The sequence below is a fragment of the Larkinella harenae genome, from assembly GCF_054780515.1.
Window position 1 is genome coordinate 1,414,271 of record NZ_BAAGWE010000001.1, and the last position, 24,385, is coordinate 1,438,655.

Consider the following 24,385-nt stretch of genomic DNA (forward strand, 5'->3'; position numbering starts at 1 on the left):
AGTCTGACAATAGGGTATTGATTTTTACTGTGATCGAGTGTATTAGACAAGAATAGCGCTTAAATTAGAAATAGATCGGTAGGGGTAATTGATGTAATCCAAAGCCGAAAAATGATCACTGGCCAACGCCATGATTATGCAGTCCGGTGAAAAATTATAAAGTACGCGCCAGTCGGAAGGAACGATGTGGAGCGCCTGGTTTGGGCTCGTTAGCCGGTAGGTTGTGTCGCCGTCTGGCGACTGAATAAACACCGTAACAGAACCGCTAAGGCAGAATAGAATGCTGTGGTTGTTTTTGTGCCTGTGATGGCCTCTACACTGATCCAGTGGAACGTTATAAATGAAATAGGAACGCAGAAATGACAAACCCGTTACGTGTTCCAGTTCGGCAATCTGGTTCGCTACTGATTGTATGGTATACAAGGTTGCCATAGAAACCGTTTGCGTTGAGGAAACTGGGTAAGCCTATTACAAATCAATGAACGGATTGGATCGAATCGTGTAGAAAATCGTCCATTTCGTGGAGGAGCACGTTGGCAGAAAAAAGCCAGTCAGCGGAAAAAAAGGATCAGAATAAATTTTTTTCTACAAAAGGCTGACCTGGGCTTTTTTATGTTTGAAAGGTTTTTCGGCGATACGTGACGCTATGGCAATCAAAAAAAGGAACAAAACGGTTGATCGGGTAAGCCTTTGGTCATTCTCCCGGAGATGCACAAACCCGTTTTTGTTCTCGATCGGCATGGCTTATTTTCCTGGATTATTGCCCGGACTGACAGCGGTTTTTTATAAGCAGCTACGCATGAATCTAGTCTTTTTCTGGCAGGAGTCGTCCTGGTTTCCGGTCCTGGTTGCGTTAACAATTGGAATTTCCGTTCTGCTATTTTGGGTAGTTAAAAATCGGGTTCAGCAGCAAAAGATAAAAATGAATGCCGAAACCGAAGCCCGGATTTTGCAGCAGCAAAGGCTCATTTCGGAGTTGCAGTTTCACAACGATCAACTCAAAATGACCCAACAGAATCTGGACCTTTCGATGGTGAAAAAAGACCATTTTATTTCCATTTTAATCCATGATTTGCGGCTGCCTTTACGCTTTTTGTATAAGAATACGGCTTACCTTTTTCGCAACTGGAAAGCTGATTCACACGATGAGGTTGATTATCTGATAACTGAAATTAATCAGTCGACACAGCAGATTCATTTTCTGACGGAAGAAATGATGCAATGGATTGCGGCTCAGAACAAATCCTACCGAATTTATATCCTCGAACATCATTTGGTAGATCTGCTGAAAGAGTTGAAAACGCTGTACGAAGAAACCATTTTACATCAGGGAAATACGCTGGAACTGGACGTGCCGCCGTCATTGACGGTAAAAACCGATAAAATTCTGCTGAAAGCGGTTCTCAGAAACCTGCTTGACAATGCAAATAAAAATACGGACGACGGTTTTATCCGGATTCAGGCTCGGCAAGTAGGACAAAGTGTCAGCATCACGGTTGCGGATACGGGTGTTGGGCTTTCGCCTGAATGGTTGCGGGCAATCAATCACTTTTTCCGCACCGGTGAGTCATCGCCGAGCCTGAATACGCAGGTAGGGCACGAAATCATCCGGGATTTTGCCCGGCTGCTGAATGCGACGGTGCTGTACGAAGCGCCAGAAAGTGGGGGTTTGTGCGTACGACTGACGCTGCCTTGCTGATTTCGTTTTCTTACAATTTTTAGCCGGGCGCAAGACGGAATTTTGTCAGGTATAAATCACAAAAACCATGACAACTTCAATCGCCCCTTCCATTCTGATTACTGGCGCTACCGGCACCGTCGGCACACAAGTAGCCCAGCAACTGGCCGGCCGGGGCATTCCATTTCGAGCACTGGTGCGCTCGCGGGAAAAAGCGACCCAATGGGCGACTCTTCCGGGCGTGCAGCTTGTTACCGGCGATTTAAGCGATCCTGAATCGGTTAGGGCGGCTTTGGAAGGCATCGAACGGGCCTTTCTGCTGACGAATTCATCGGAGCAGGCCGAGCAGTTGCAGATTAATTTTGTGGAGCTAGCCCGGCAAGTGGGCGTCAAACACTTGGTGAAGCTTTCCCAGCTGGCCGCTGATCCACATTCTCCGGTACGGTTTCTGCGTTACCATGCCGTCGTTGAGCAAGCCATCCGTCAGTCGGGGTTAACGTATACGTTTCTACGCCCCAACTTATTTATGCAGGGTCTGATTGGGTTTCGGGATTCCATCGTCAAGCAGGGAGCATTTTTCGCTACGGCGGGTAAGGCTGCTGTCAGCATCATCGATAGTCGGGATATTGCTGCTGTGGCGGTGGAAGCGTTACTGAACAGCGAGCACGAAGGAAAAGTGTATGACCTGACCGGCCCCGAAGCGCTAACGCACCCGCAAATCGCTGAGTTGCTTTCCGAAGGACTGGGCCGATCGGTTGCGTACATCGACGTACAACCAGCAGCCATGCGTCAGGGGTTGCTGGCGGCCGGTTTTCCGACGTGGCAGACCGATGGCTTGCTGGAAGATTACGCCCACTATGCGCGCGGGGAAGCCTCGGCGGTATCATCAGTCGTACAGGATGTACTAGGCCGAAAACCGAGGGGTTTTCAATCATTTGTAAAAGAATATGCCTCAGAATTTGCCGGATTGAGTGCCTGAACGTTGGTAGGCCAATCGTTTTATACGCGGTCTATCGCTTGTCTAAGGACGCATTACTGTCGCTCTGACCAGGTGATGATGGCAGGGTACAAATCAGCCACGGTTTGGCCCGGATTACGGTTTTGATACAGCCTCAATAGCTCTTGGTCGAATTCCCGAAACCGTTTGAAGCCCCGCCGGGTCACCATATCTTTTTCCAGATTCGTTTTGAGCTGCTCGAAGGTGGACTTATCAAACAGATCGGCATACAGGAGCGTTACCAGCGCATAGTTCATGTATTCTTCAAAACAAACCAGCGGGTTACTGTAATTGGAGGAAGGCGTCTCGGGTGTAATCCAGGCGGATAAGTCTTTGTAGGCCTGAGAAATTTGCTTGGCGTACTGGTCTGCTTCCGGGTTTAGGTAACTGTGGTTAAGTTCGGTAAAAATGATCAGCATTCGGTTGGCCTTCGTGATGGCAGCTGGTTGCTGAACCACATTTTGACGCACAAAAGGGAAGTTGACATGAGCCTGAGCTTCCGTAAAACCGTTGTCGCTGAAGTTATTTGCCGACTGATTCCAGCCCACCAGGGGAGAAAAAAGCACTTTGACGGCTGAATAATGGGTCCGGGGAAACTGTTTTTCCAGCCAGCGTTTCATCGTGGCAACGTCGACGTTCTGCTGAAAATCGGAGATCAAGCTTGCGTAATAAGCTGCGTTACTCTGGTAAAATGACCGGAATTTTGATTCGCTGGCAAAGGACTCCAGGAGCGGAATGTAGGGTGCCAGTTGGTTTGTTTCGCCCCAACTGAGTCGATCGTACACGCCTTTCTTCTGAATCCAGTTGTCGGTAAAACCGTAGGCATAACTGTCCATTTTCAAAGGGGCGTAATAGTCCTGGGATTTGGTCAGAAGCGAATCGATGGTGCGCACGGCTGCGTGCTGGGCGTAGGGCGTAAAATGAGCCATGACCGCCCGGTAATAATCGGTGTCTTTATAGATAGCGTCGGTTTTTCCGTACGTGGTCAGGGCAAAAATGATGTTGATCAACTCATATACTTCCGGAACCTGGATGATCGTTTTGCCCTGATTTTCCTGTTTGTAGGCATCCGTGAATGTAGCGGCCTTTACCTCCTTGTGAGCACTGAAATGACAGATCAGCGTATCCTTTTTGGTTTCCCGGATGATCCGGAAGGACGTTTTTTGTCCCTGGGTCAACAGCAGCGCAAGGGAATCTTTTTCGGAGGCCAGCGCCAGCGGGACGGTTTCCCGCTCGGTACCAAAATCGTAGGAAAACGGATTCGGGAGCTCATTGATGCCGTTGAAATTGCCCCGCTCGTTATTAATATAGAGGGTAATGTGGTTCAGGTTGGTTCGAATGGTTGGCAACGGACTGGTTTGGGCGGAAACGCGGAGCAGGGGCGTAACAAGGAGCAAACAGGTTGCGAAGAGTTTCATGAAAGGGCAAGGGTCTCAGGTTATCCTTCCTAAGTTTAGCTAAAAAAAAGCAATGCCCAAAGCAAGGTTCCTAAAAGTTAGTCAGCATACACAGCAGCAGTTTGCGGTGAAATGGCAGGTGGGGTAAGAGGAAGATAACGGTGGATAAGTCCGTGCATGGTTGGATCACTTCGCTACGCGGGCAACGCCAAAAACCGTGGAATGGATCAAGCAGGCTGAAGGCTCTACAGCGTACTTCGCGATGATTTTTGTCGGTACAGCTTGAACAGGCTGGCAACAATAACAATAACAACTAGTTCGATAAATCCCCACTTTGCCACTTCCAAGGCATTTAATCCCACCGGTTCCTGGGGGCGAACTTCCTGATAATACGCCGTGGATGGTGATTGATTGTTCATAGCGTCCTTTTTCAATTAGACGCAAGGATGCTCCGAAAGTAACAAGCCGGTTGTAAATTATAGAGCAGAATGAGGAGCAGGCAATCTCCCCAAAGTGATGAGGCCTAATCGTTTGCCGCCGATGCTAGTTAACCTGCACTAAATCAATCGTGAAAATCAGGATGGAGTTGGCCGGAATCCCGCTCTGAGCCTGCGAACCATACGCCAGACTGGGCGGTAAGTACAGGGTGATGCTGCCGCCCGGCGCAATCAGCGGAATGCCTTGCTGCCAGCCCAGAATAAGTTGATTCAAGCCAAAACTGACTCCGTTGCCGCTATCAAACGTACTCCCAGTGGTCAGTTTTCCAACGTAGTTGACGGTCACAGAAGAACAAACCGTCGGTTTATTTCCCGAACCGGCGTTTTGGATGCTGTAATAAAAACCGTGTTCGTCGGCAACGGCCGAAATTTTATTTGTCTCGATGTATTGCTTGAGGGCTGCGATTTCTGATTCAGGAGCTTTGGTGGCCGGAATGGCCGGGTCGCAGGGTGTTTGTTCGTTGCGTAGGCAACTGCTTGCCATAAAGGCCCAAATAAGGAATAGAAAACCGTATTTTTTCATAAAAAGTTTGCTCCCAACAAGCCTTCAAGCGCTGTCAGGGTTTTTATCGCTTGATTCAATGAAACCGTCGGGCAAAGATAAACGCTTTTGATGGGATGCACATCGTTTAGCGGGTAAAGTCCGTGAGGGGCCGATTTTCGGGGAGATCCCAAACGGCCTGAGCTGCGCAACCGACTGAATTTGGGCAGATACCGACGGCTTTTCGTTCGCTCGCTTATAAAAAATGTTTAATTGATTGTTAAAATTGATCAAGTCATGTCTTAAGGTAGTATAGCCGATTGTCATGACTGAATCTGGAGAGCCCCATTTTTCGCCGAAATTAAACCGTTTTCCCTCTTCGCAGGAGATGGGTAGTGACGTGTGGAACGCGGTGAAAAGTGGTGATGGTGAGGCTTTTAATGAACTAATGCAGCAGCATTATCGGCCCTTGTTCAGCTACGGAACCAAGCTGACGTTTGATAAAGAACTGGTACGGGATTGCATCCAGGAGGTTTTTCTGGAAATATGGCGTCGGCGGGCTGAGATTTCGGTGGCCGAATCGCCCCGGTTTTACTTGTTGCGTGCCCTTCAGCGGAAAATTGGGCGGGAAATCAGCCGCAACCGGGTGTTGTATCAGTCGGATGAACTGGAACCGGATGCCAGCTTCGCCGTCGAATTTTCCATCGAAACCGATCTGATTATTCAGCAGGAACGTGAACAGAACGCCCGGCGACTGACCAGCTTAATCAACGCGCTGACGGCCCGCCAGAAGGAAGTGGTTTACCTGCGGTTTTATCAGAACCTGAGCTTTGATGAAATCGCCGACTTTATGCAGCTCAACCGGCAATCGGTTTACAACCTGATGAGTGAGGCCTTGCGGCTACTTCGTAAAAAATGGCACGGTGCCTGGGCAATCCTGCCTACTCTTCTTTGGGAACTCTCCTTGCTTTGGGAGTAAAGCAAGTTCCTGATAATCACCTTATTGAAAGTATAGTTAAAAAATTTCTTTAAAAAATTCAGTAGTGATTGCCAAACCGCTGGTCTCCCTTCTTGAAAGAGCAGCAGGATGGATCACTACGCTACGTACGAAGTAACCGATTTTATTCTTGACGAACCGTTTGTCAATTGGGTCAAAAGCCCGACAGCCGCATCCGACCGCGTGTGGCAACAATGGCTGGCCGAACACCCGGACCGGGTTGAGGTGGTGGAAGAAGCCCGTTTCTGGATCCAGCATGTGTCGGTTAGGGAGCAACTGCCTTCTGACCGCGAAGTACAGGCGGTGATACAAACCGTTCAGCAACAACTGGCCGAAGAACAAACCGGACCCGTGCGGTCAATCGGTGACCGCATGGGAGCCATCGCCTGGCGCGTGGCGGCTGCCGTACTGCTGTTGATCGGACTGGCCTGGTATGTTCGGCGGGAGCGCACGATGGAATCGTCCAAACCGGAAGTGGCTGGTGTATTGGAAAAGCCCACGGATCGGATTAGCCGCGAAAACCGTACGTCCAAACCGTTGTCACTGACCCTGCCCGATGGCAGCCGGGTGGTACTGGCTGCTAAAAGTGTGGTCACCCATCCGCGAGCTTTTACGGCCCCGACGCGGGATATTGAGTTGACCGGTGAAGCATTTTTTGAGGTGGTTCGCCGAACCGAGCAGCCGTTTGTTGTGCATACCGGCACCGTCAATGTCCGGGTTTTGGGCACCAGTTTCGTGGTGAAAGCGTACGGCCACGCGCGGGACGTTAGTGTAGCGGTCAAATCAGGTAAAGTAGCCGTTTCCAAATCATCGGCACGAACCGATGAGCGCACTGCGGGCGTTTTGCTGACGCCCAACCAGCAGGTATCCTTTTCGTTGCAGGATCAGGTTTTTCGCAAGTCGCTGGTTGAAGCACCGATTTTGATCGACAAACGAAGCCGGGAAGCGGACTTTGTGTTTGATGAAGCGCCGGTTGCGCAGGTTTTTCAAAAGCTGGAAGCGGCCTATAAAATTGACCTGGTCTACAACCCCGACGAGCTGAAAAACTGTACGCTGACGGCTCAATTGGCCAACGAACCACTGTACGAAAAACTGAACAATATCTGCCGGGCCATTGGGGCCTCGCACGAAACGGTTGGTACCCAGATCATTATTCATGGAGACAGTTGTTCTCCTTAAGAAATTTTCAACCCTTTTTCCCTGCCTATGACCCTGAACTTTTGACCGATTTTCCACAAAAAAGCCGATAGTGTTCCCGCACCATCGGCCTGAAATTTCCCCTCTGTTCCTGATTTGGACCGGTTTCCCGACCGGTGAGGGATGTCTTTGTCTTGTGACCAACAAAAACAATCAAAAGTATGCCAAATCAATTTACCATCCAACTTTGGAAATTTATGCGATTCACGGCTTTTCAGCTCTGCCTAATGCTGCTTTTTGCGGGCCTGACGTATGCCGCGGATTCCAACGCGCAGGAGTTTCTGAATCAACGGGTGAGTCTCGACTGCAAGGACCTGCCCGTTAAAACCGTATTGCGTAATCTGGAGAAAACGGCCCATGTGCAGTTTCTGTATAGTGTGCAGCGGATTCAGGCCAACCGCAAAATTAGCTTCGAAGCCCAGAACGAAAAGCTGGGTGACGTTCTTGAGCGCTTGCTTAAACCGTTGGAAATTAGCTACGAAATTTCGGGGCAGCAGATTGTTCTGAGCCGTTCCGGGGGCGAAACCGGCGCGCTGCCTACCGAGGCTGGCCATCAGCAGGTGGCCGGTACGAAAACCGTGGAGCAAACCGTATCGGGTCGGGTAATCGACGAAAAAGGCGAAGGCATACCCGGCGTGAACGTAGTCTTGAAAGGCACCACACGCGGAACGACCACCGATGTAGACGGAAACTATAAACTGGTTGTTCCCGATGCCTCATCAATATTGATTTTTTCCTTCGTGGGGTATTTGCCGCAGGAGGTTACCGTTGGCAATCAGACTACCGTCAATATTTCCCTGCAAGCCGACAACAAATCGCTGGAAGAGGTGGTCGTGATCGGGTACGGAACCCAGAAAAAGAAAGACCTGACCGGGGCCGTGAACAGCCTCGATAACACCAAAAACGAGGTGTTGCCCAACACCAACATTACCCAGGCGCTGCGTGGAATGGTGCCGGGTGTGAGCATCACCGCCGGAGGAAACGCCGGATCAGGATCGGAAATCCGGATACGGGGCCAGAATTCGCTGACCGGTAGCAATAACGCCCTTATTGTTGTTGACGGAATTATTTACAACGGGCAGCTGGGTAACCTGAACCCAAACGATATTGCCTCCATCGATATTCTGAAAGATGCCAGTTCGGCGGCTATTTTTGGAGCGCGGGCGGCCAACGGCGTGGTGCTGGTGACCACCAAAAAAGGAACCACCGAAAAGCCGACCATTCAGTTTAATAGCTACGCCGGGATGCAGGATTTTCTGATGACGCAGGACCTGGAAACGCCGGAACAATACATTCAGAAACGCCTGAATTACCAGAAAACGCTGGCGTTTCGGAAGGTGGCCCCGGAGCCGAACCTGAATAACCCGGTTCAGTACCTGAACGCCGACGAGGTCGATAATTTCGAGCGGGGCATCACCGTTGATCCGCTCAAACGGATTACGCAACCAGCTCCAATTCAGAGCTATAACCTGAACATCGGGGCCAAAACTGCCCGCACCAACTACTACATCGCCGGAAGCTGGACCGACCAGCAGGGCCGCGTTATGGGCGATCAGTTCAAACGGGCGTCGATTCGGGTGAACCTGGAAACCAAGGTGACGGACTGGCTGAAGTTCGGGACCAATTCGTCCCTGTCATTTGTGGATGTGTCGGGCGCCAAAGCGGAGCTTTCCAATGCGTTTCGGCTGAGTCCGTACGCCCGCTGGTACCTGGATTCGGCCCAAACCACCCTGAACCCCATACCGATGACCGACGGTTTGGTGGGCAACCCGCTGATGCCGCTGCTCAATACCGTGACCAACCAGCGCCGGGATTTATTCGGTATTTTTTACGGCGAAATCAGTGTGCCGTTCATCGAAGGGCTGACGTATCGGTTCACATACTCCAACAACATCATCACCCAGAAAAACTACCAGTTCATCCCTTCCTTCAACGCGGGCGGACTCAATCGGGTGGGCAGTGCCAGCGATGCCATCAGCGAATCGCAGGATATGTTTCTGGAAAATCTGGTCAAGTACAACCGGACGTTTGCCAACGATCATAATGTTGATGTAACCCTGCTTTACAACTATAATTACGCCAAAGCGGACGACCTGACGGCTAACTCCAACACGTTTCCAACCGACGTGCTGAATTATTACGGCCTGAACCTGGGTACGAACCAAACCACCAACGCCGGTTTTTCGGATTACCGGGCAATTGCCATGATGGCCCGGCTGAATTACAAGTTCAAAGACCGTTACCTGCTGACACTCACCGGTCGGCGCGACGGAGCCTCGCTGTTCAGCGCCAACCACAAATACGCCTTTTTCCCGTCGATGGCGCTGGGCTGGGTGATTTCGGAGGAGAGTTTTCTAAAAGATGCCACCTTCGTTGATTTTCTGAAGCTTCGTCTTTCGTACGGAGCCAACGGCAACCTGGCCACGGGACGCTACCAGTCGCTGAGCCGGATTGAACCCAATACAGGCTACAACTACCTGTTTGGTGGTCAGACGGCTTTCGGAATTGCCAAAACCTCCATGGGGAACCCGGATCTGAAGTGGGAGAGTACCTACGCGATGAACCTCGGGCTGGATTTTGACGTGCTGAAAGGCCGCATTTCCGGGAGTGTGAATTATTACAACTCGGATACGAAAGATCTGTTGATTAACCGGACCATTCCGACGCTGAACGGTTTCAGCAATATTTTGTCCAACCTCGGAGCGGTCAACAACAAAGGGATCGAGATCAGCCTGAATACCGTCAATATTCAGCGGAGCGGTTTTGAGTGGAACACCGGCCTGAATTTTGCCCGAAACGTCAACAAAATCGTACGGCTGTACGGCACAACCGACGAAAACGGGCGGGAGCTGGACGACCTGAGCAACCGCTGGTTCATCGGTAAATCAATCGGAGCGTATTACAATTACACCACCGACGGCATCTGGCAAATTGGTGAAACCATTCCGGCGGGTTTCCGCCCCGGCGATTACCGGATCAAAGACCTCAACGGCGACGGGAAAATTACACCCGACGACCGCTCGATCATTGGCTACAACGTGCCGGCTTTTACGTTTGGCTTCAATAACACGCTGCGGTACCGCGGATTTAGTCTGTTTGCCCAGGTTAGCGGTTCGGTGGGTGGGGTTCGCGATAACGGCAGCATCCTGAATCCGGCTTCCAGCTTCACGTACCGCGTGCGCGACCGATACATTGACTGGTGGACGCCCGAAAATCCCAGCAACCGGTATCCGTCAATGGATTACCAGAATTCGTACGGTATCAACTGGCTGGAAAACCCGTCGTACGTTCGGATTCAGGATGTTTCATTGAATTACGATTTTGCGAAAGCCCTGCTGAGCAAGCTGAAAATGACGCGTTTGCAGGTTTATGTGAGCGCCAAAAATCCGGTGCTGTTTACCAACTGGAGTGGCTGGGATCCCGAGACCACCGGCAGCGGACGCACGCAGTATCCAACCATGAAATCCTACATTTTGGGCATCAACCTTGGCTTATAATTCTTGCTGACTCATGAAACGAATTTATCAAGTTATATCGGCCTTCGCCATTACCGTTGCGGGTTGTCTGGGTATTTCCTGTAGCAGTGATCTGCTGATTGAAAAACCGCAGGATTTCTTCAGCAGCGAAAACGCTTTTACGGACGCCAAAACCTTCCAGCTGGCCGTCAATACGCTGTATTCCGACGCCCGGAATTTTATCTTCAACGACAACGGTTCCGACAACGGTGGGTATCCATACCGCGAATACCTTCGCATGGGGACCGACGTGGCATCGGTCGGGCAAAAACACCGTCCGTACCTGATGGTCGATTTTCGGCTCTTCAACTCCACGCACGAAGCGGCCCGGTATTTCTGGGATAAAGCCTACCAGACGTTGATTCCCCGCGCCAACACCATCATCGACCGCGCTGAGCTACCGACAGTTCCGTGGAAAACCGAAGCGGAGAAAACCGCTATTCTGGCTCAGGCCCGCTTTTTTCGGGCGTATGCCTATTATACGCTGGTCAATCTGTACGGCGACGTACCGCTGATTACGCGCGAAATTACCACCCCGCAGTTTGAATTCACCCGCGCACCAAAAGCCGACGTGCTGAATTTCATCCGGCAAGACCTGGAGTATGCCGCCCAAAACCTGCCCGCCAATCCGGGACAAGTAGCGGAGGGGCAGCTCACCAGTGCTACCGCCAACATGCTGCTGGGCACCCTTTATCTGCAATTGAATTTGCCGGATCTGGCCATCGAAGCCACTTCGAAAATCATCAGTTCTGGCTATTACCGACTGATGACCGAACGGTTTGGCAACGATCCGACCCACAGCGGCCATTTTCCGGCGGGGGGCGGTGATGTTTTTTCGGATCTGTTCTGGGAAAATAACGCCAACCGCAGCGGAGGAAATATGGAATCGATCTGGGTGCTTCAGACCGCCAACCGGGTGCCGGGCGGAGCGGCCGGGGCCAGTTTGTCACGAACCTGGGGACCATATTATGCCAACCTGATTGCGCCCAACGGCAAACAGGGCATGACGCTGGCCGATTCACTGGGCGGTCGACCGGTTGGTTATATCCGGACAACGGATTACTTCAACTACACCATCTGGTCGGGTGAAAACGCGCGCGATATGCGCAATTCGCCCTGGAACATCCGGCGCAACTGGTATTACAATAACAAAGCTAATGCGCTCTATGGCCAGAAAATTGACTTCAAAGCCGTAGGACTGATCGATACGATTCAGTTTATTTACCCGATGGTTCGCAAAGGGGAGGGCATCATCGAGAGCATCAACAACAGCACGACGCCGAATTACAAATTCATCGTCTACCGCCTGGCCGAAGCCTACCTGCTGCGGGCCGAAGCACATTTGATGAAAGGCGACAGGGAAAAAGCGGCCGCCGATATCAACCAGTTGCGAAACCGGGCGAAGGCAAAACCGATTACCGCCAGCCAGGTAACCCTCGATTACATCCTGGACGAACGCGCCCGCGAACTGATCATCGAAGAACCCCGGCGGATTACGCTGAACCGCTTGGGCCTTTGGTACGAACGGACGTTGAAATACAGCCTGAACGAACCGGCTTTTTTCTACCTGACCAAAGAAACCATTCAGCCGCATCACGCCTTGTTTCCGGTGCCATTAACCGCCCTCGATGCAACGCCGGGGCTGAAACAGAATCCGAATTATTAACGAAGACAGTCTATGAAACGAAGAATTGTAACGGGATTGGCCTGCTGGTTGGGAATGACGGTTTTTGCGCAGCAGGCACACAGCCAGGTCGGTCAGAAAACCGATGGTTATCGGGGAATCTGGTACCACATCGGCGCAACCAAAAACGAATATGCCTACAAATACAGTGGCGGCCTGGGAACGTATCCGGCCAATCACTACCCATTTTCGGTGTACGCTCCGGCGGTTAACAAAACGTTTTTCTGCTACGGTGGCGTGACGGATTCAACCTCGCGTGAACTATGCCACATGGTTGGGCTGTATGACCACAAAACCGGGATGGTTTCAAAACCCACACTGTTGCTGAACAAAAAAACCAACGATGCGCACGATAATCCGGTGATTCAGCTCGATGCGCAGGGGTACGTTTGGGTATTCTCAACCTCCCACGGCACCGAACGACCGTCGTTTATTCACCGGAGCCGCCAGCCGTACAGCATCGATGGTTTTGAAAAAATTGAAGCCACGCGTCTGGATGATAAAGGCCAGAAAGTGCCCTTCGACAATTTTTCGTACCTCCAGATGTATTACCAGAACGGCCGCGGTTTTCTGGGATTGATGACGCACTACGACCGGGGTGTTTTGCTGTACGGTGAAAAAAAGCCCCGGCGGACTACGTCGGCCATCACCAGCCCGGACGGTGTGACCTGGTCGGCCTGGCAGGATATTGGCACCATTGAAGAAGGACATTACCAGAGCAGCGCGCAGCGGGGCAATAAGATCGGCAGTGCGTTCAATTACCACCCCAATACCAAAGTGGGGGCCGGACTGGATTACCGTACGAATGTCTACTACGTTGAAACCGATGATTTTGGCAAAAGCTGGCATACCGCCGACGGAAAAACCGTTCAGGTGCCATTGACCGAGATCAGCAATCCGGCGCTGGTCAAAGAGTACAAAAGCCAGGGGTTAAACGCCTACATCAGCGACGTGAACTACGACGAAGCGGGCCACCCCATCATTCTCTACGTCAACAGCAAAGGGCCGGAACCCGGCCCCAACAACGGGCCGTATGTCTGGAACATCGCGCACTGGACCGGTAAGGAGTGGAACATTCAACCCGTTACAGAATCGGACCACAACTACGACATGGGTTCGCTGTACGTGGAAGGGAATACCTGGCGCATCATCGGCCCGGCGGAAGCGGGACCGCAACCGTACGGAACCGGGGGCGACCTGGTGTTGCTCGAAAGCCGCAACAAAGGCAAAAGCTGGAAGAAGGTGAAGCGCGTGACCCAGAATCCGGCCCGAAATCAGTCGTATCCGCGCCGTCCGGTGGCGGCTCATCCTGATTTTTACGCCTTCTGGGCCGACGGCAACGCCCGAAAACCATCGGCATCGTACCTCTATTTCTGCAACAAAAAAGGACAGGTTTTTCAGCTGCCCGCTCAGATGAAGGGCGATTCCGAAAAACCGATTCCGGTTCGTTAAATCGTACCTGCTGATCAACGAAAAAACCGGCTAATGGCCGGTTTTTTCGTTGTGTACTTGTCAAATGGCCGGATCGGCGGGGGTATTCGGATTGGTGAGCCGTTCCTGATCGGGATACGGATAGAAGTTACGGTTCCGTTCCGTCAGGCTGGCCGGTGGGGCCGGACGACCAAACCGGCGGCTGTCTTCCAGACGTTGGCCGGTCATGAACAATTCCGCTCCCCGTTGTTTGTAGATTTCCTGCAACAGCGCTTCCGCCGTGATAGCCCCTGCATACGCGGGTAAGCCAGCGTACACCCCGAATGGATCGCCCGTGGTTTGCGTACGAACGGCGTTGATATCAGTTACCGCCTGCGCCAGATTTCCGTTACTCCGAACCAGCGCTTCGGCCCGAATCAGGCGGACTTCGTCGGGCAGGTACACCGGAATCGGGCGGTCGATGGCGTCAAAGAATCCTTTGAGGGTTTTCAGGGCTTCGCCGTTGACGGTTTTGTCGGGCGTCGTCAGGTAAAAGGCCAGCCGGTTATCACCGGTTTCAACCAGCGTTGCCGGAAGACCGAAAGCTGCGCGGGGCGCGTAGTTGGCCGAAATCTGAACTTGCTGGTAAATGGGGTTCGGGCTCTGGGTGTTGTAGACAAACTGCGAACGGGCGCTCAGGTTCACGGCATTGGCGGCTGTTAGAGCCGCTGCGTAATTACCGGCCACCAGATTGTACCGCGCCCGGTACGCCTGGATTGTGTTGATCAGGTCAAAGTCTGGCCCGGCGACCTGCGTGTTAAAAACCGTTGACGGCGGAGTGGCCGTCACCAGCGCAACGGCTTCATCAAGCAGCCGAATGGCTTCGGCAATGGCGGCCTTGCGGTCCGAGAAAGTTGCCTGTCCGTTGCGGTTTGTCTGAAGCGGCAGTTGTTCAAAGCCCGTTGCCAGGCCGCCCAGCGCCATCGCCTTGAACAGGTTGGCGTGGGCCAGTATGCCACTGCGCAGGGCAGGCTCGCCCGCCAAAACCGTTGGGGCATTGGCCTGAATATCTTCAGCCATGCCCATCACGCGCAGCAGCCGGAGCCACAGACCCAGCACGTTTCCGTTGAAGGTCGGCAGCCCTGCTCCACCCGCTTCCAGTTCCAGAATGTTCGTAAAAGTGGTAATGCCCTTGAGCTCCCGGCTGGTGGTGCCCGGGGCCAGAATAAGTGATTCCAGCCCGGACGTCGAATAAAATTGCCGCATACCGATGCTGAGCGTAATCATGCCGTCGCGGGTGTTGAGCACCTGGGCGTCGGTGGGGCCGTTCGGATTGGTCAGGTCGAGTTGACAACCTGCCATCGACAGAGCGGCTATAAGGAAAAAAAGACGTGTGAATTTCATAATTGATCGAATGTTGAAGGGAGCCAACCGTCGTTTACGCCGATGGGGTCTTTTCCCGGAATACCGTTGTTAGAAAGTTGCGTTGATGCCCAGCGTCAGCGTTCTCGGAATCGGAACTTCGACAAAGTCGAAACCGCGCACGGCGTTGGACTGCCCAGCCGCGTTGGTTTCCGGATCAAAGCCGCTGTAGTTGTCGATGGACAGCAGGTTACGACCCGCGACGCTGAACCGCACATTTCGGAAACCCCAGAATTTGGGCGTCACGGTATAAGCCGCCGACAACTCCCGCAGTTTGATGAAAGAACCGTCCTCGATCCAGTTTTCAAAAATGCTGAACAACGCGGCACTTGTTCCTTTGGGTACTTCGCCCCGGAGTTCGGGTTCGTAGCCGGCCAGCCCGCCGTAGATGTCGCGGTCGCCGACGCGCCGTGTAAAATTGAACACGTCAAAATTCTGCATGGCATCCCATTGCATCCGGAACGACCAACGCGATCCAACCGCCACCTCGTTGATCAGCGAATAGATCGACGTTGGGTTCGGGTTGCCAATTACCTTGCTCAAAATCGTACCGCTTGGCTGGCCGTCGGCAGCGCGTTGCACGGTGTAAGTGCCGTTTGGCCCCTGGATACCGCGCTCTCGCTGCGGCAAACCGCCCGGGGTCAGCAACAGACTGCCGTCGGGGTTGCGGGCAAAGAACGTGGCGTAAAAAGCACCCAGTGCGTAGCCATTGACGGCGGCCACCTGGCCAAATCCACCGGCAAACGGCAGAACCCCGTTGCCTTCCACACCATCAGTAACGTTTTTGTTGTGGGTGTAGGTCGCCGTGATGTTCCAGCGCACGTTTTTCGTTTCAACCGGAATGGCCCGTACCAGCACCTCAAAACCGCGGTTGGTCATGGTTCCGATGTTGACAAAGCGGTTGTTGAAACCCGAACTCGGTGAAAGCGTGCGATTCAGAATCAGGTCTCTTACCTGTTTGTTGTAGTATGTAAATTCAACCCCGATTCGGTTTTTGACCAGACTGAAATCCGTTCCGATTTCGAGTTCCGTCTGCCGTTCGGGCCGGACGCTGAAGTTACCCCGCTGGGCCGGAGCCAGGTAACCCACCAGACCACCCACCGTAACGGGCGAATAGTTCGTAAACCGATCGTAGGGCCCGATGGCGGTCAGGTTACCAGCCTGTCCCCAGGCCGCCCGAATTTTGAAATCCGGCAGGATTGTTGCCAGCGAAGAGCCTTGCCAGAAGGATTCCTCGGAGACGACGTACGAACCGCTCAGTTTGGGGTAAAACTGCCAGCGGTTGTCGATACCGTACACCGAAGCCGCGTCCACCCGTCCGGCGGCTGTTACGAAGAAACGGTTAAAGAAACCGAAGGTTTGCTGGGCAAAAACCCCGATGAAGCTCCGTTCCGTCCGGCCTTCGCTCGCGACGATGTTGGCTCCGTTGTTGATGGTTTGCCCGAAAACGCCGAGTTGTTGTGCCGTAATACCCGTGGTAAAACTGCGGTCGTACTGCACCGTGGCGCCAACTCCGGTGGTGGATTTCAGCCATTCCGTCGGGCTGGCCTGGTAACGGATGTTCAAATCATTGTTGACCTGTAGAACCGATGCTTCGCTTTTGCGGGAGTAACCGGCATTGTAAGATGGCGTCGTGTTGTTGGGCGGAATGTAGCCCGTGGCCAATTGAGAGTAAGTATCCACCCCGAACGTAAAGTCGATGCCCAGACCGGGCAGCGGGGTCAAATTAAGCTGGGCGTCACCGATGAAACGGCTGGTCCGCTGGCGGAAGTCGAAGCGGGCGATGGCTTCCAGGGGGTTGGTCCGGCGAACAACGGAAACCGGGGCCGTTGATGGATAGATGCCCGTTACGGGATCGGGTTGCGGATTGATAAAGTTATTGCTGAAAATAAAACCGGTCAACGCACCGTAGGCTTCGTTGATCCCGCCGTTCGGAATTTCCCGGCTGTTGCTGTAGGTGTAGGCCGACCCAATGCTTAGCGTGGCCCACTTGGCCAGCGTTTGCTGAATGCGCATCCGGCTCGACGCCCGGCTGAACTCGGCTCCGTTCACGATGCCCTGGTTGGCAAACAGCGAACCGGAAAAAAAGTATTGGGTAGTTTGCGTACCGCCGGATACCGATAGGTACTGCTCGTGGCCGGTGGCCGTCCGGAAAATATCCTTTTGCAGGTCATAGCGCGTGACCGGCGTCTGGGTTTGGTCGGTAACGGTGGTGTTCGCGAATACGGCGGGATGCTGGTTGTAGGGCAGCGTTTTGCGAATATCGCTCATTCGAAACTGGGTGGAGAAGTTGATCGTCGGGCGGCCTTCCTGCCCGCGTTTCGTAAAAATCTGAACCACCCCGTTGTTGGCCCGGGAACCGTAAATAGCCGCAGCGGCTGCTCCTTTGATGATCTCGATCCGTTCAATGTCATTCGGGTTGATATCAACCAGACGGTTTTGGGAATAACCGCCCAGATCCACCAGCTCACGGGAGTCGTTATTGACAATCACCCCATCGACGATGTACAGCGGATCGGACGAACCAACAATGGTGCTTGGGCCGCGCAGCCGGACGCTGATGCCCCCCGCCGGGTTTCCGGAGTTTTGGGTGATCTGCGCGCCCGAAACCTTACCCGCCAGCGCCTGATCAATCGATGTGGCCGCTGAGAGTTGCAGGTCTTTGGATTGCAGCGTTGCGATGGTGTTTCCGAGCTGTTTCCGGCTGGTGGCACCGGAGGTTCCCGTGACCACCACTTCGTCTAGCCCGAGGGCGTCTTCCGGGAGGCTCACGTTGGTCATTACCGTCGTGTTCTGGCCCAGCGTAATGCGCTGGGTTTGGGTCTGATAACCCACCGAGCTAATCTGAAGCGTGTAGGTTCCGGGCGACACCGTGGCCGTAAAACGATAGGTTCCATTGCCTTGGGTAATGGCTCCGAAAGAGGTTCCGACCAGGCCAATCGAAGCCCCGGGCATGGGTTTTTCGTCGGCCCGCGACGTAACCGTTCCCTGAAACGTGTAGGCGGTTCCCTGAGCCCGAATTTCCGGGCTTACCAGTAGAAAAAAGATGGGTAATAGCCAAATGAGGCTACATCGGCGAAGTAAAAAGAGTGAATTCATAGAATGTTGATAAAAAAACACGTAAAAAGCCTGGGAGATGGCTTCTGTTTAGTAATTAAACAATTTTTGGGGAAAGAGAAAACCGTCTGGAAGCGGAAAAACCTGGCCCAGACGGCTTTGAATTCGCATCAATTTCCCTGAAGAACGGCTTCATAAAACCGATCCAATAGGAGTGCACGCAGGTTAAGAGCGGGTTTGCCGTATGTTTTTCCATCGTCGGGATAAACCCGGTTGGTCAGGCAAATGTAAACCAGGTTGTATTTAGGATCGACCCAGACGTAGGTGCCCGTATAGCCACTATGCCCGTAAGCCAGCGCCGAGGGATACGGTTTAGTGAGCGGTTTTGGTGCCCGGGCAAAACCGTAACCACGCCCACTGGTCGTTGATTGTTCCGCCGTAAACAGATCGAGTGTCGTAGGTTCGATGTATTTCACCCCGCCATACGTGCCTTTGTTCAGGTACATCTGGTACAGAATCGCCAGGTCGTTGGCGTTACCGAAAAGACCGGCGTGTCCTTCAACGCCCCCGGCCATGGCGGCTCCGGGATCATTGACGTACCCCTGCACCAGCATGTTCCGGAACCAGTTGTCATTCTCGGTCGTGGGTACGATGCGGGAGCGCGGAAACCGGGTACGCGGCAAAAAGCCCGTGGCCTGCATGCCCAGCGGCACGTACAGTTCATTCAATACCAATTCGTTGAGTTTCTGGTGGGAAGCGGTTTCGACAACTTCCTTCAGCATGTACATGCTCACGTCGCTGTAAACAAACTTGCCCCGGGCCGAACCCTTCGATCGGAGCGTCACCGGCCACATCACATCCTCGAAATAATTGGCCCGCAGAAAATAGCCATCGGCTACTTTCGTCGGAAAGGCAGCGGACGAGTCGGCGCTCAGGTCCAGGGGTTTCAATTGCTCGTAGAATTTGATGTACGGTGTGTAGCCCGCTTCGTGCAGCAAAGCTTCCCGAACGGTAATCGTTACCTTATCCGGATAGGCGCGGGTGCGGGCCACGTACTTACTGATGGGCGTGTTGAGGTCAACCAGCTTGCGGTCGTACAGCCGCATGATGGCCGGGGTTGTAGCACTCACTTTGGTGACCGAAGCCAAATCGAAAAGATCATCCAGCTGGGTCGTCGCCTGTTGCGAATAGGTGTGATGCCCATAGGCTTTGTGGAAGATCACCTGCCCATCTTTGGCCAGCAGAACCACCGCGCCGGGGGTGACGTGCTGGGCAATGCTGACGTTCACGAGCGAATCCAAAACCGTCAGTCGGCTGCTGTTGACCGAAGCCGCTTCCGGCACCGAATAACCCAGCCGGATTTTTCGGGTTGTCGAGCCGCTGCCCTGTTTGAACACCGAACCATAACTGGTTTCGAGCCGGTGCGTGGCGGCTATACCACCAAAAATTACCTGGGCTGCCACCGAAGCGCCCTCCGCCGTATTCGCCGGGTACCAGATGAGGGGTGCCCGTACCGATGCCAGCGCAGCCAGATTTTTACCACTGCCGGTCAGCACCACCAGCACATTGGTGAGGGCCTGCTGGTCGTTGATAAATTGGAGGAGTCGGGGCCCAAACGGCGATGCCTCTGACAGCGTAATGATCACCAGGTTATACAGTTTGAGCTGGTCGTGCAACGCCCAGAAAACGGAGTCGGCGGGTGACGGACTGAGTGCGTAGCTGGTTACCGGATAGTACTTGGACGCTATGCTGTCAAATACCGCCTGCTGGCCGTAGGAGCTGTGCACACTGGCAATTTTCAAATCCCGAAGGTTTGTAATGGGAACGGCACCCGACGGGTTGTTGAGTACGGTAATCTGTTTCTCGGCGTCCCGCATGGCCGATAACCGCTGACGGTTTTGAGCCACGACGGAACCACAAAAGCCAAGCAGAAACAGGAGGGTGGGAAAAATTTTTTTCATAGCAGGTTGGCGGTAAGCGAAATCATCCGGGCTTGCACTGGTTTTAGCAAAAGTAAACGGATTGCGGGAAAAAAGTGGCCTATGCACGCACATGCTTGAATGAACGGACCGTCAGGCAGGATTTGGCCAGCGTGCCTGACGTTTTCAGGGGCGCACCAATTGGTCATTCCAGCGCAAACCATAGCTCAACGGCCTGCAATTGTCGAACTGGTTTTGCAGGCTGAACATCCGACCAGGTGGCTGGAGCCCGCCTTTCATTCGTCATGGTTTTCGTTATCTTTCAGCTTGAAAGGAATTTGTGTTTATTCGCGTTAGGGACCGTTCCGTTTGTTTAAAATCGAACTTTTATAAACCATGCATCTTCCCGCCCAACAAGCGATGCGCCAATTGCAGCAATCCGGGAAAGAGTTTCTGGAGCTATTCGGGCACGGTACGCTTTCCGTAGAGATTTACAAACCGGTCGGCGAAGACCGGCAGCAGCCTCATGACCGGGATGAGGTGTATTTTATCCTTTCCGGTTGCGGAATTTTTTACCTTGAAGGAACCACCTGCGACTTCAAGCCGGGCGATGTACTTTTTGTGCCCGCGGGTGCCGAACACCGTTTTCAGCAGTTTACGGAGGATTTTGCCACCTGGGTTATTTTTTACGGTCCGGAAGGTGGGGAACTGGCGACGCATTCGGTTTAAATCCGTCTTCCAACCTGACAGGGGTATATCAAGTCAGGTTTGACGGCACGGTTTTAGGCTGCGGCAACGTCTTTCACGCTCGGTTTCAGAAAATACAACTGAACCGCCAGCGCCACCAGCACAATGCCCGACAGGGTAGCAAAGCCGTTGCCCAGATTCCCGGCGTCGGTCGATTTGCCGAGCAGGTTGGTGATCAGCGCGCCCGCAAAAACGCCGGTCATGTTCATCAGGCCGTAGCCTGTGGCCCGGTAGCGAGGGGATACAAATTGGCAGAGAATGGGCATGTTGTTGGCATCAAACATCCCGAAGCCCAGTCCGAAACAGACCGCGGCTCCGACTACGTGCAGCAACGAGTGACCAAAGCCGATCAGCAGTAACGCCGGAATGGTCAGCGCCAGGCCAATAGCGCCTGTGTAAATCCGCCCCCGGATGTTGTGCTGCACCCAGCGGTCCGACAGAATGCCACCGGTGATGACGCCCACGAACGAAGAAGCCGCAATGGTGATCGTCGACAGCGGTCCAGCCTGGGCCATGTCAATTTGCAAGTTGGTGGAAAACAGCGTCGGTAACCAGTTTTTGGTGGCCCAGCCCGGCAAGCTGGGTACGGCGTAATAGAAAAGAATGACCCAGAAAGCCGGATTTGTGAGTAAAACCGTCAACCCTTTCAAAATGCCTGGGTTACCAACCGGAATGGCATCCGTGGCCGGAAGGTGTTGGCTAGCTCGTCCGGTTTCGCGTAAAAAACCGGTCAGGATCACCGCATAAACAATCCCAATCAATCCGAAGGTCTGGAAGGTGATTTGCCAGGAATACGACTCGGCCAGCGTGGCCCCAAAACCGCCCAGCGCTTGTCCCATGTACAAGCCTGTCATGTGAATTCCCACCGCCAGCGAACGGGTCCGGGAGGAATGTACGTCGGCAATCAGCGACAGACCCGCCGGGATGTACAGCGCTTCGCTCACGCCCATAACCGCCCGCAGCGCATACAACTGGTTGAACGTGGTGGCATAGCCCATCAGAAACGTCACGCCCGACCAGACAAAAAGACTGCCGATAATGAGCCATTTGCGGCTGAAGCGGTCGGCAATCAGGCCGGAGATGGGACTCATCAGCCCGTAAATCCAGAGGAAAACGGCCATCAGGTACCCGAAATTCGTGGCCGACTGCAACTCGGTGATAGCCACCTGCATCGCCGGTTTCATGGTGGCCAGCATCTGCCGGTCCATGTAATTGAGCAGGGCCACAAACCACAGCAGACCGACTACTCCCCAGGGGTTTTCGTTTTTTGATTCGTTTTCGTAGGGCTTCATGCACAGCAGCGTTAGTGGGTTTACGGAACCGTTAGTCGCCAGACCGCGGGCGTCCGAATGCCCGGCGAGACTTCGCCGGAGGGCAGTACAAAACCGTTTTTCCAACGGACCACGGGCGTTGTGACGGGCACTGGAAATGCCAGCGTATTCCGCTTCGACCACTGTTTTTGTTTAACGTCGTACTGCCATACTATCCGGCCAAAACCGGGGTGATTGCTTTGCAATTCGTTGCGCTGCCGCGTGATGCGATCGGCTTCAGGGCCGTTTGTTAGCGTTTTTAATTGATTGTTCAGCACCTCGATCTGTTTGAGCCGCTGGCCGTTGTCTCCACCGAAAATGAGCAGAGAGCCCGTACCGTTAGCCGCGGCACTGTGGGCCGAAAGCGCCTGGGGCAGATCGGGTAAACGTCGCCAGCGGTTTTGATCAATCCGGTATTCGTACGCGTCGGCAAAAACCGTGGTAACGCCCGCGCGCGTTTGCCGCCCACCCATCACGTAAAGTGAACGATTGACCGCGATCAGCGCAGTATACGCCCGGCCCGGCCCCGGTAAGTCCGCCCGCTTCTGCCAGCCTTTTTTCGGATTGCGTAAATCCAGTAAATACAACGTATTCTCGGCACCATGCTCCGATTCGCCCCCCACTACCAAGAGCTGATCGTCTAGTACTGCAGCCGCCAGATTCGCCCGTGGTTTGGGTAACGACGGCAGCGAATCCGTCCGGATGGTCTTGGTGTCGGGTTGCCAGGTCAGGCTGAACACACGGGCGTAGGATTGTTCGGCGTCGTTTCCGCCAATGCCAATCAACCGATCCTGCCAGTTCACCGAAGCGCCGTACCCCAACGGTTTTGGTAATTGCCCCGCGATGGTCCAGGAGCCACCCGGTTTTTCCAGGACATACACTGTCGTGTGCCAGACTTTTTTGCCATTCTGCCAGGGATAACCGTTGGGGAAATTAGCGCCCCCGGCCAGGAGCAGCGCTCCGTTGCTTATGCCCGCAAATGCCCCGGCCACGCCCGGATTCGGGCGATTCTCCAGCGCTGGTAAATCGGCCAGGCGCCCCACCACGAGCCGTTTCTGGCTTCGACCGGACAGCGACAGCAGGAGCAGCAGGAGGATAAGGTAAGGCCGCGGCATTCGGAACAAGTGAGTCAGTGGTTAATGCGAAACGGAAGCGGGCAAGCGCGTGGCGCAGGAATAAAAACCAATGCGGTCCAGATCGCGCAGGAAGGCATCGTACTGGTCCGGTGTCGGGTTGCGAACCGGCGAACGGAATTGGCCACAATCCAGCCCGATGGCGCGCATGTAGGCTTTGCCCGTGGCAATGCCGCCGTATTTGCCCAGCAGTTCGACAATCGCAATCGATTGATCCTGCAACTGCCGCGCGCGGTCCAGATTTCCCGCGTCGAAAGCGGCCATCAGTTCCTGATACAGCGGAGCCGCGTAATTGAACGTACTGCCCACGGCCCCGCGCGCGCCCATCGCCATAGCGGCCAGAAACACCTCGTCCCATCCCCAGAGGATGTCGTACTGCCCGTTGTTGAATAGCAGACACTGGCGGTATTCCATCAGGTTGTTGTGCGTGTATTTGATTCCCCGGAAATTCGGTAGCCGACCGTCTATTTCCGCCAGAAAATCGATCATGGACAGGTGGACGTTTGTCAACGCCGGGATATGGTAGAAATAGAGCCCCAGTTCTGGAACGGCTTCGCCGATCTGCACACAGAAGTCGGCCAGAACCTGCGGAGTAGCGGGTTTGAAATAAAACGGTGCGAGCACCGCAATGGCCTGAAAACCGTTCTGCGCGGCTTCCTGCGCCACCAGAATGCATTCGGCCAGTGAGGTGCCGCCTACCAGCATGATTTTTTGGAGGTCGGGCTGGTCCACCGCTCCCCAGGCCCGGAGCAAATCGAGTTTTTCGGGGAGCGTCAGGGAGACACCCTCGCCCGTTGAACCCGCAATAAAAGCGCCCTTGACCCCACTCTGGACGAGCATCTGGGCGTACGGTTCAATAAGTGAAAGATTAAGTGCCCCATTGGCGTGCATCGGGGTAAACGGAGCCGCAATCAGCCCCTGAATTTTCGGTATAACGGTCATGT

18 protein-coding genes are annotated in these 24,385 nt (G+C 53.7%); 8 read left to right on the forward strand and 10 right to left on the reverse strand.

Annotated elements, in window-relative coordinates:
- Positions 1–42 precede the first annotated feature (42 nt).
- Positions 43–432, reverse strand: coding sequence for a sugar 3,4-ketoisomerase (locus tag ACYVH9_RS05680; protein WP_460635328.1), 390 nt, complete (start codon positions 430–432; stop codon positions 43–45).
- Between the two features lie 367 nt (positions 433–799).
- Between ACYVH9_RS05680 and ACYVH9_RS05685 the strand changes: the two genes are divergently transcribed.
- Together ACYVH9_RS05685 and ACYVH9_RS05690 are read left to right on the forward strand one after the other, a co-directional pair.
- A complete protein-coding gene (locus ACYVH9_RS05685; RefSeq protein WP_460635329.1) occupies positions 800–1,699 on the forward strand; it encodes a sensor histidine kinase in 900 nt (299 codons plus the stop codon).
- A gap of 67 nt (positions 1,700–1,766) precedes the next feature.
- On the forward strand, positions 1,767–2,657 hold the full coding sequence (locus tag ACYVH9_RS05690) for an SDR family oxidoreductase (protein WP_460635330.1): 891 nt from the start codon (positions 1,767–1,769) through the stop codon (positions 2,655–2,657).
- Positions 2,658–2,710: 53 nt separating this feature from the next.
- On the opposite strand, the gene ACYVH9_RS05695 is transcribed toward ACYVH9_RS05690, so the two are convergent.
- The 3 genes from ACYVH9_RS05695 to ACYVH9_RS05705 form a co-directional block, all read right to left on the reverse strand.
- On the reverse strand, positions 2,711–4,093 hold the full coding sequence (locus ACYVH9_RS05695) for a DUF4932 domain-containing protein (protein WP_460635331.1): 1,383 nt from the start codon (positions 4,091–4,093) through the stop codon (positions 2,711–2,713).
- Between the two features lie 224 nt (positions 4,094–4,317).
- Positions 4,318–4,491, reverse strand: a complete 174-nt coding sequence (locus ACYVH9_RS05700; protein ID WP_460635332.1) for a hypothetical protein — start codon at positions 4,489–4,491, stop codon at positions 4,318–4,320.
- 124 nt (positions 4,492–4,615) lie between these two features.
- The gene (locus ACYVH9_RS05705) at positions 4,616–5,053 is read right to left on the reverse strand and encodes an FKBP-type peptidyl-prolyl cis-trans isomerase (RefSeq protein ID WP_460635333.1); all 438 of its coding nucleotides are present in this window, start codon (positions 5,051–5,053) and stop codon (positions 4,616–4,618) included.
- 322 nt (positions 5,054–5,375) lie between these two features.
- On the opposite strand from ACYVH9_RS05705, the gene ACYVH9_RS05710 reads away from it, so the two are divergent.
- From ACYVH9_RS05710 to ACYVH9_RS05730, 5 genes are all read left to right on the forward strand, one after another.
- Positions 5,376–6,029: an RNA polymerase sigma factor gene (locus ACYVH9_RS05710; protein WP_460635334.1), complete on the forward strand. Its 654-nt coding sequence runs from the start codon at positions 5,376–5,378 to the stop codon at positions 6,027–6,029.
- Positions 6,030–6,137: 108 nt separating this feature from the next.
- Positions 6,138–7,226, forward strand: coding sequence for a FecR family protein (locus tag ACYVH9_RS05715; RefSeq protein ID WP_460635335.1), 1,089 nt, complete (start codon positions 6,138–6,140; stop codon positions 7,224–7,226).
- 179 nt (positions 7,227–7,405) lie between these two features.
- Positions 7,406–10,741 (forward strand): TonB-dependent receptor, encoded by a 3,336-nt coding sequence (locus tag ACYVH9_RS05720; protein WP_460635336.1) that lies wholly within the window; start codon positions 7,406–7,408, stop codon positions 10,739–10,741.
- Between the two features lie 13 nt (positions 10,742–10,754).
- Complete coding sequence (locus tag ACYVH9_RS05725) at positions 10,755–12,425, forward strand: RagB/SusD family nutrient uptake outer membrane protein (protein WP_460635337.1); 1,671 nt, start codon at positions 10,755–10,757, stop codon at positions 12,423–12,425.
- A 12-nt stretch (positions 12,426–12,437) separates the two neighbouring features.
- The gene (locus ACYVH9_RS05730; RefSeq protein ID WP_460635338.1) at positions 12,438–13,895 is read left to right on the forward strand and encodes a BNR-4 repeat-containing protein; all 1,458 of its coding nucleotides are present in this window, start codon (positions 12,438–12,440) and stop codon (positions 13,893–13,895) included.
- Positions 13,896–13,955: 60 nt separating this feature from the next.
- Here ACYVH9_RS05730 and ACYVH9_RS05735 read toward each other — a convergent pair whose 3' ends face one another.
- From ACYVH9_RS05735 to ACYVH9_RS05745, 3 genes are all read right to left on the reverse strand, one after another.
- Positions 13,956–15,257, reverse strand: a complete 1,302-nt coding sequence (locus ACYVH9_RS05735) for a RagB/SusD family nutrient uptake outer membrane protein (RefSeq protein ID WP_460635339.1) — start codon at positions 15,255–15,257, stop codon at positions 13,956–13,958.
- Positions 15,258–15,326: 69 nt separating this feature from the next.
- The gene (locus ACYVH9_RS05740; protein WP_460635340.1) at positions 15,327–18,374 is read right to left on the reverse strand and encodes a SusC/RagA family TonB-linked outer membrane protein; all 3,048 of its coding nucleotides are present in this window, start codon (positions 18,372–18,374) and stop codon (positions 15,327–15,329) included.
- Between the two features lie 128 nt (positions 18,375–18,502).
- A complete protein-coding gene (locus ACYVH9_RS05745) occupies positions 18,503–20,293 on the reverse strand; it encodes a serine hydrolase domain-containing protein (protein ID WP_460635341.1) in 1,791 nt (596 codons plus the stop codon).
- A gap of 354 nt (positions 20,294–20,647) precedes the next feature.
- Between ACYVH9_RS05745 and ACYVH9_RS05750 the strand changes: the two genes are divergently transcribed.
- Complete coding sequence (locus ACYVH9_RS05750) at positions 20,648–20,980, forward strand: cupin domain-containing protein (RefSeq protein ID WP_460635342.1); 333 nt, start codon at positions 20,648–20,650, stop codon at positions 20,978–20,980.
- A 53-nt stretch (positions 20,981–21,033) separates the two neighbouring features.
- Here the strand turns inward: ACYVH9_RS05750 and ACYVH9_RS05755 are convergent, their stop codons facing one another.
- Genes ACYVH9_RS05755 through ACYVH9_RS05765 form a run of 3 tightly spaced genes read right to left on the reverse strand, consistent with a single transcriptional unit; the run spans position 21,034 to position 24,383 of the window.
- Positions 21,034–22,290, reverse strand: a complete 1,257-nt coding sequence (locus tag ACYVH9_RS05755; RefSeq protein ID WP_460635343.1) for an MFS transporter — start codon at positions 22,288–22,290, stop codon at positions 21,034–21,036.
- A 20-nt stretch (positions 22,291–22,310) separates the two neighbouring features.
- Positions 22,311–23,423: a Kelch repeat-containing protein gene (locus ACYVH9_RS05760; protein WP_460636448.1), complete on the reverse strand. Its 1,113-nt coding sequence runs from the start codon at positions 23,421–23,423 to the stop codon at positions 22,311–22,313.
- A gap of 21 nt (positions 23,424–23,444) precedes the next feature.
- On the reverse strand, positions 23,445–24,383 hold the full coding sequence (locus tag ACYVH9_RS05765; protein WP_460635344.1) for a dihydrodipicolinate synthase family protein: 939 nt from the start codon (positions 24,381–24,383) through the stop codon (positions 23,445–23,447).
- Positions 24,384–24,385: the final 2 nt, after the last annotated feature.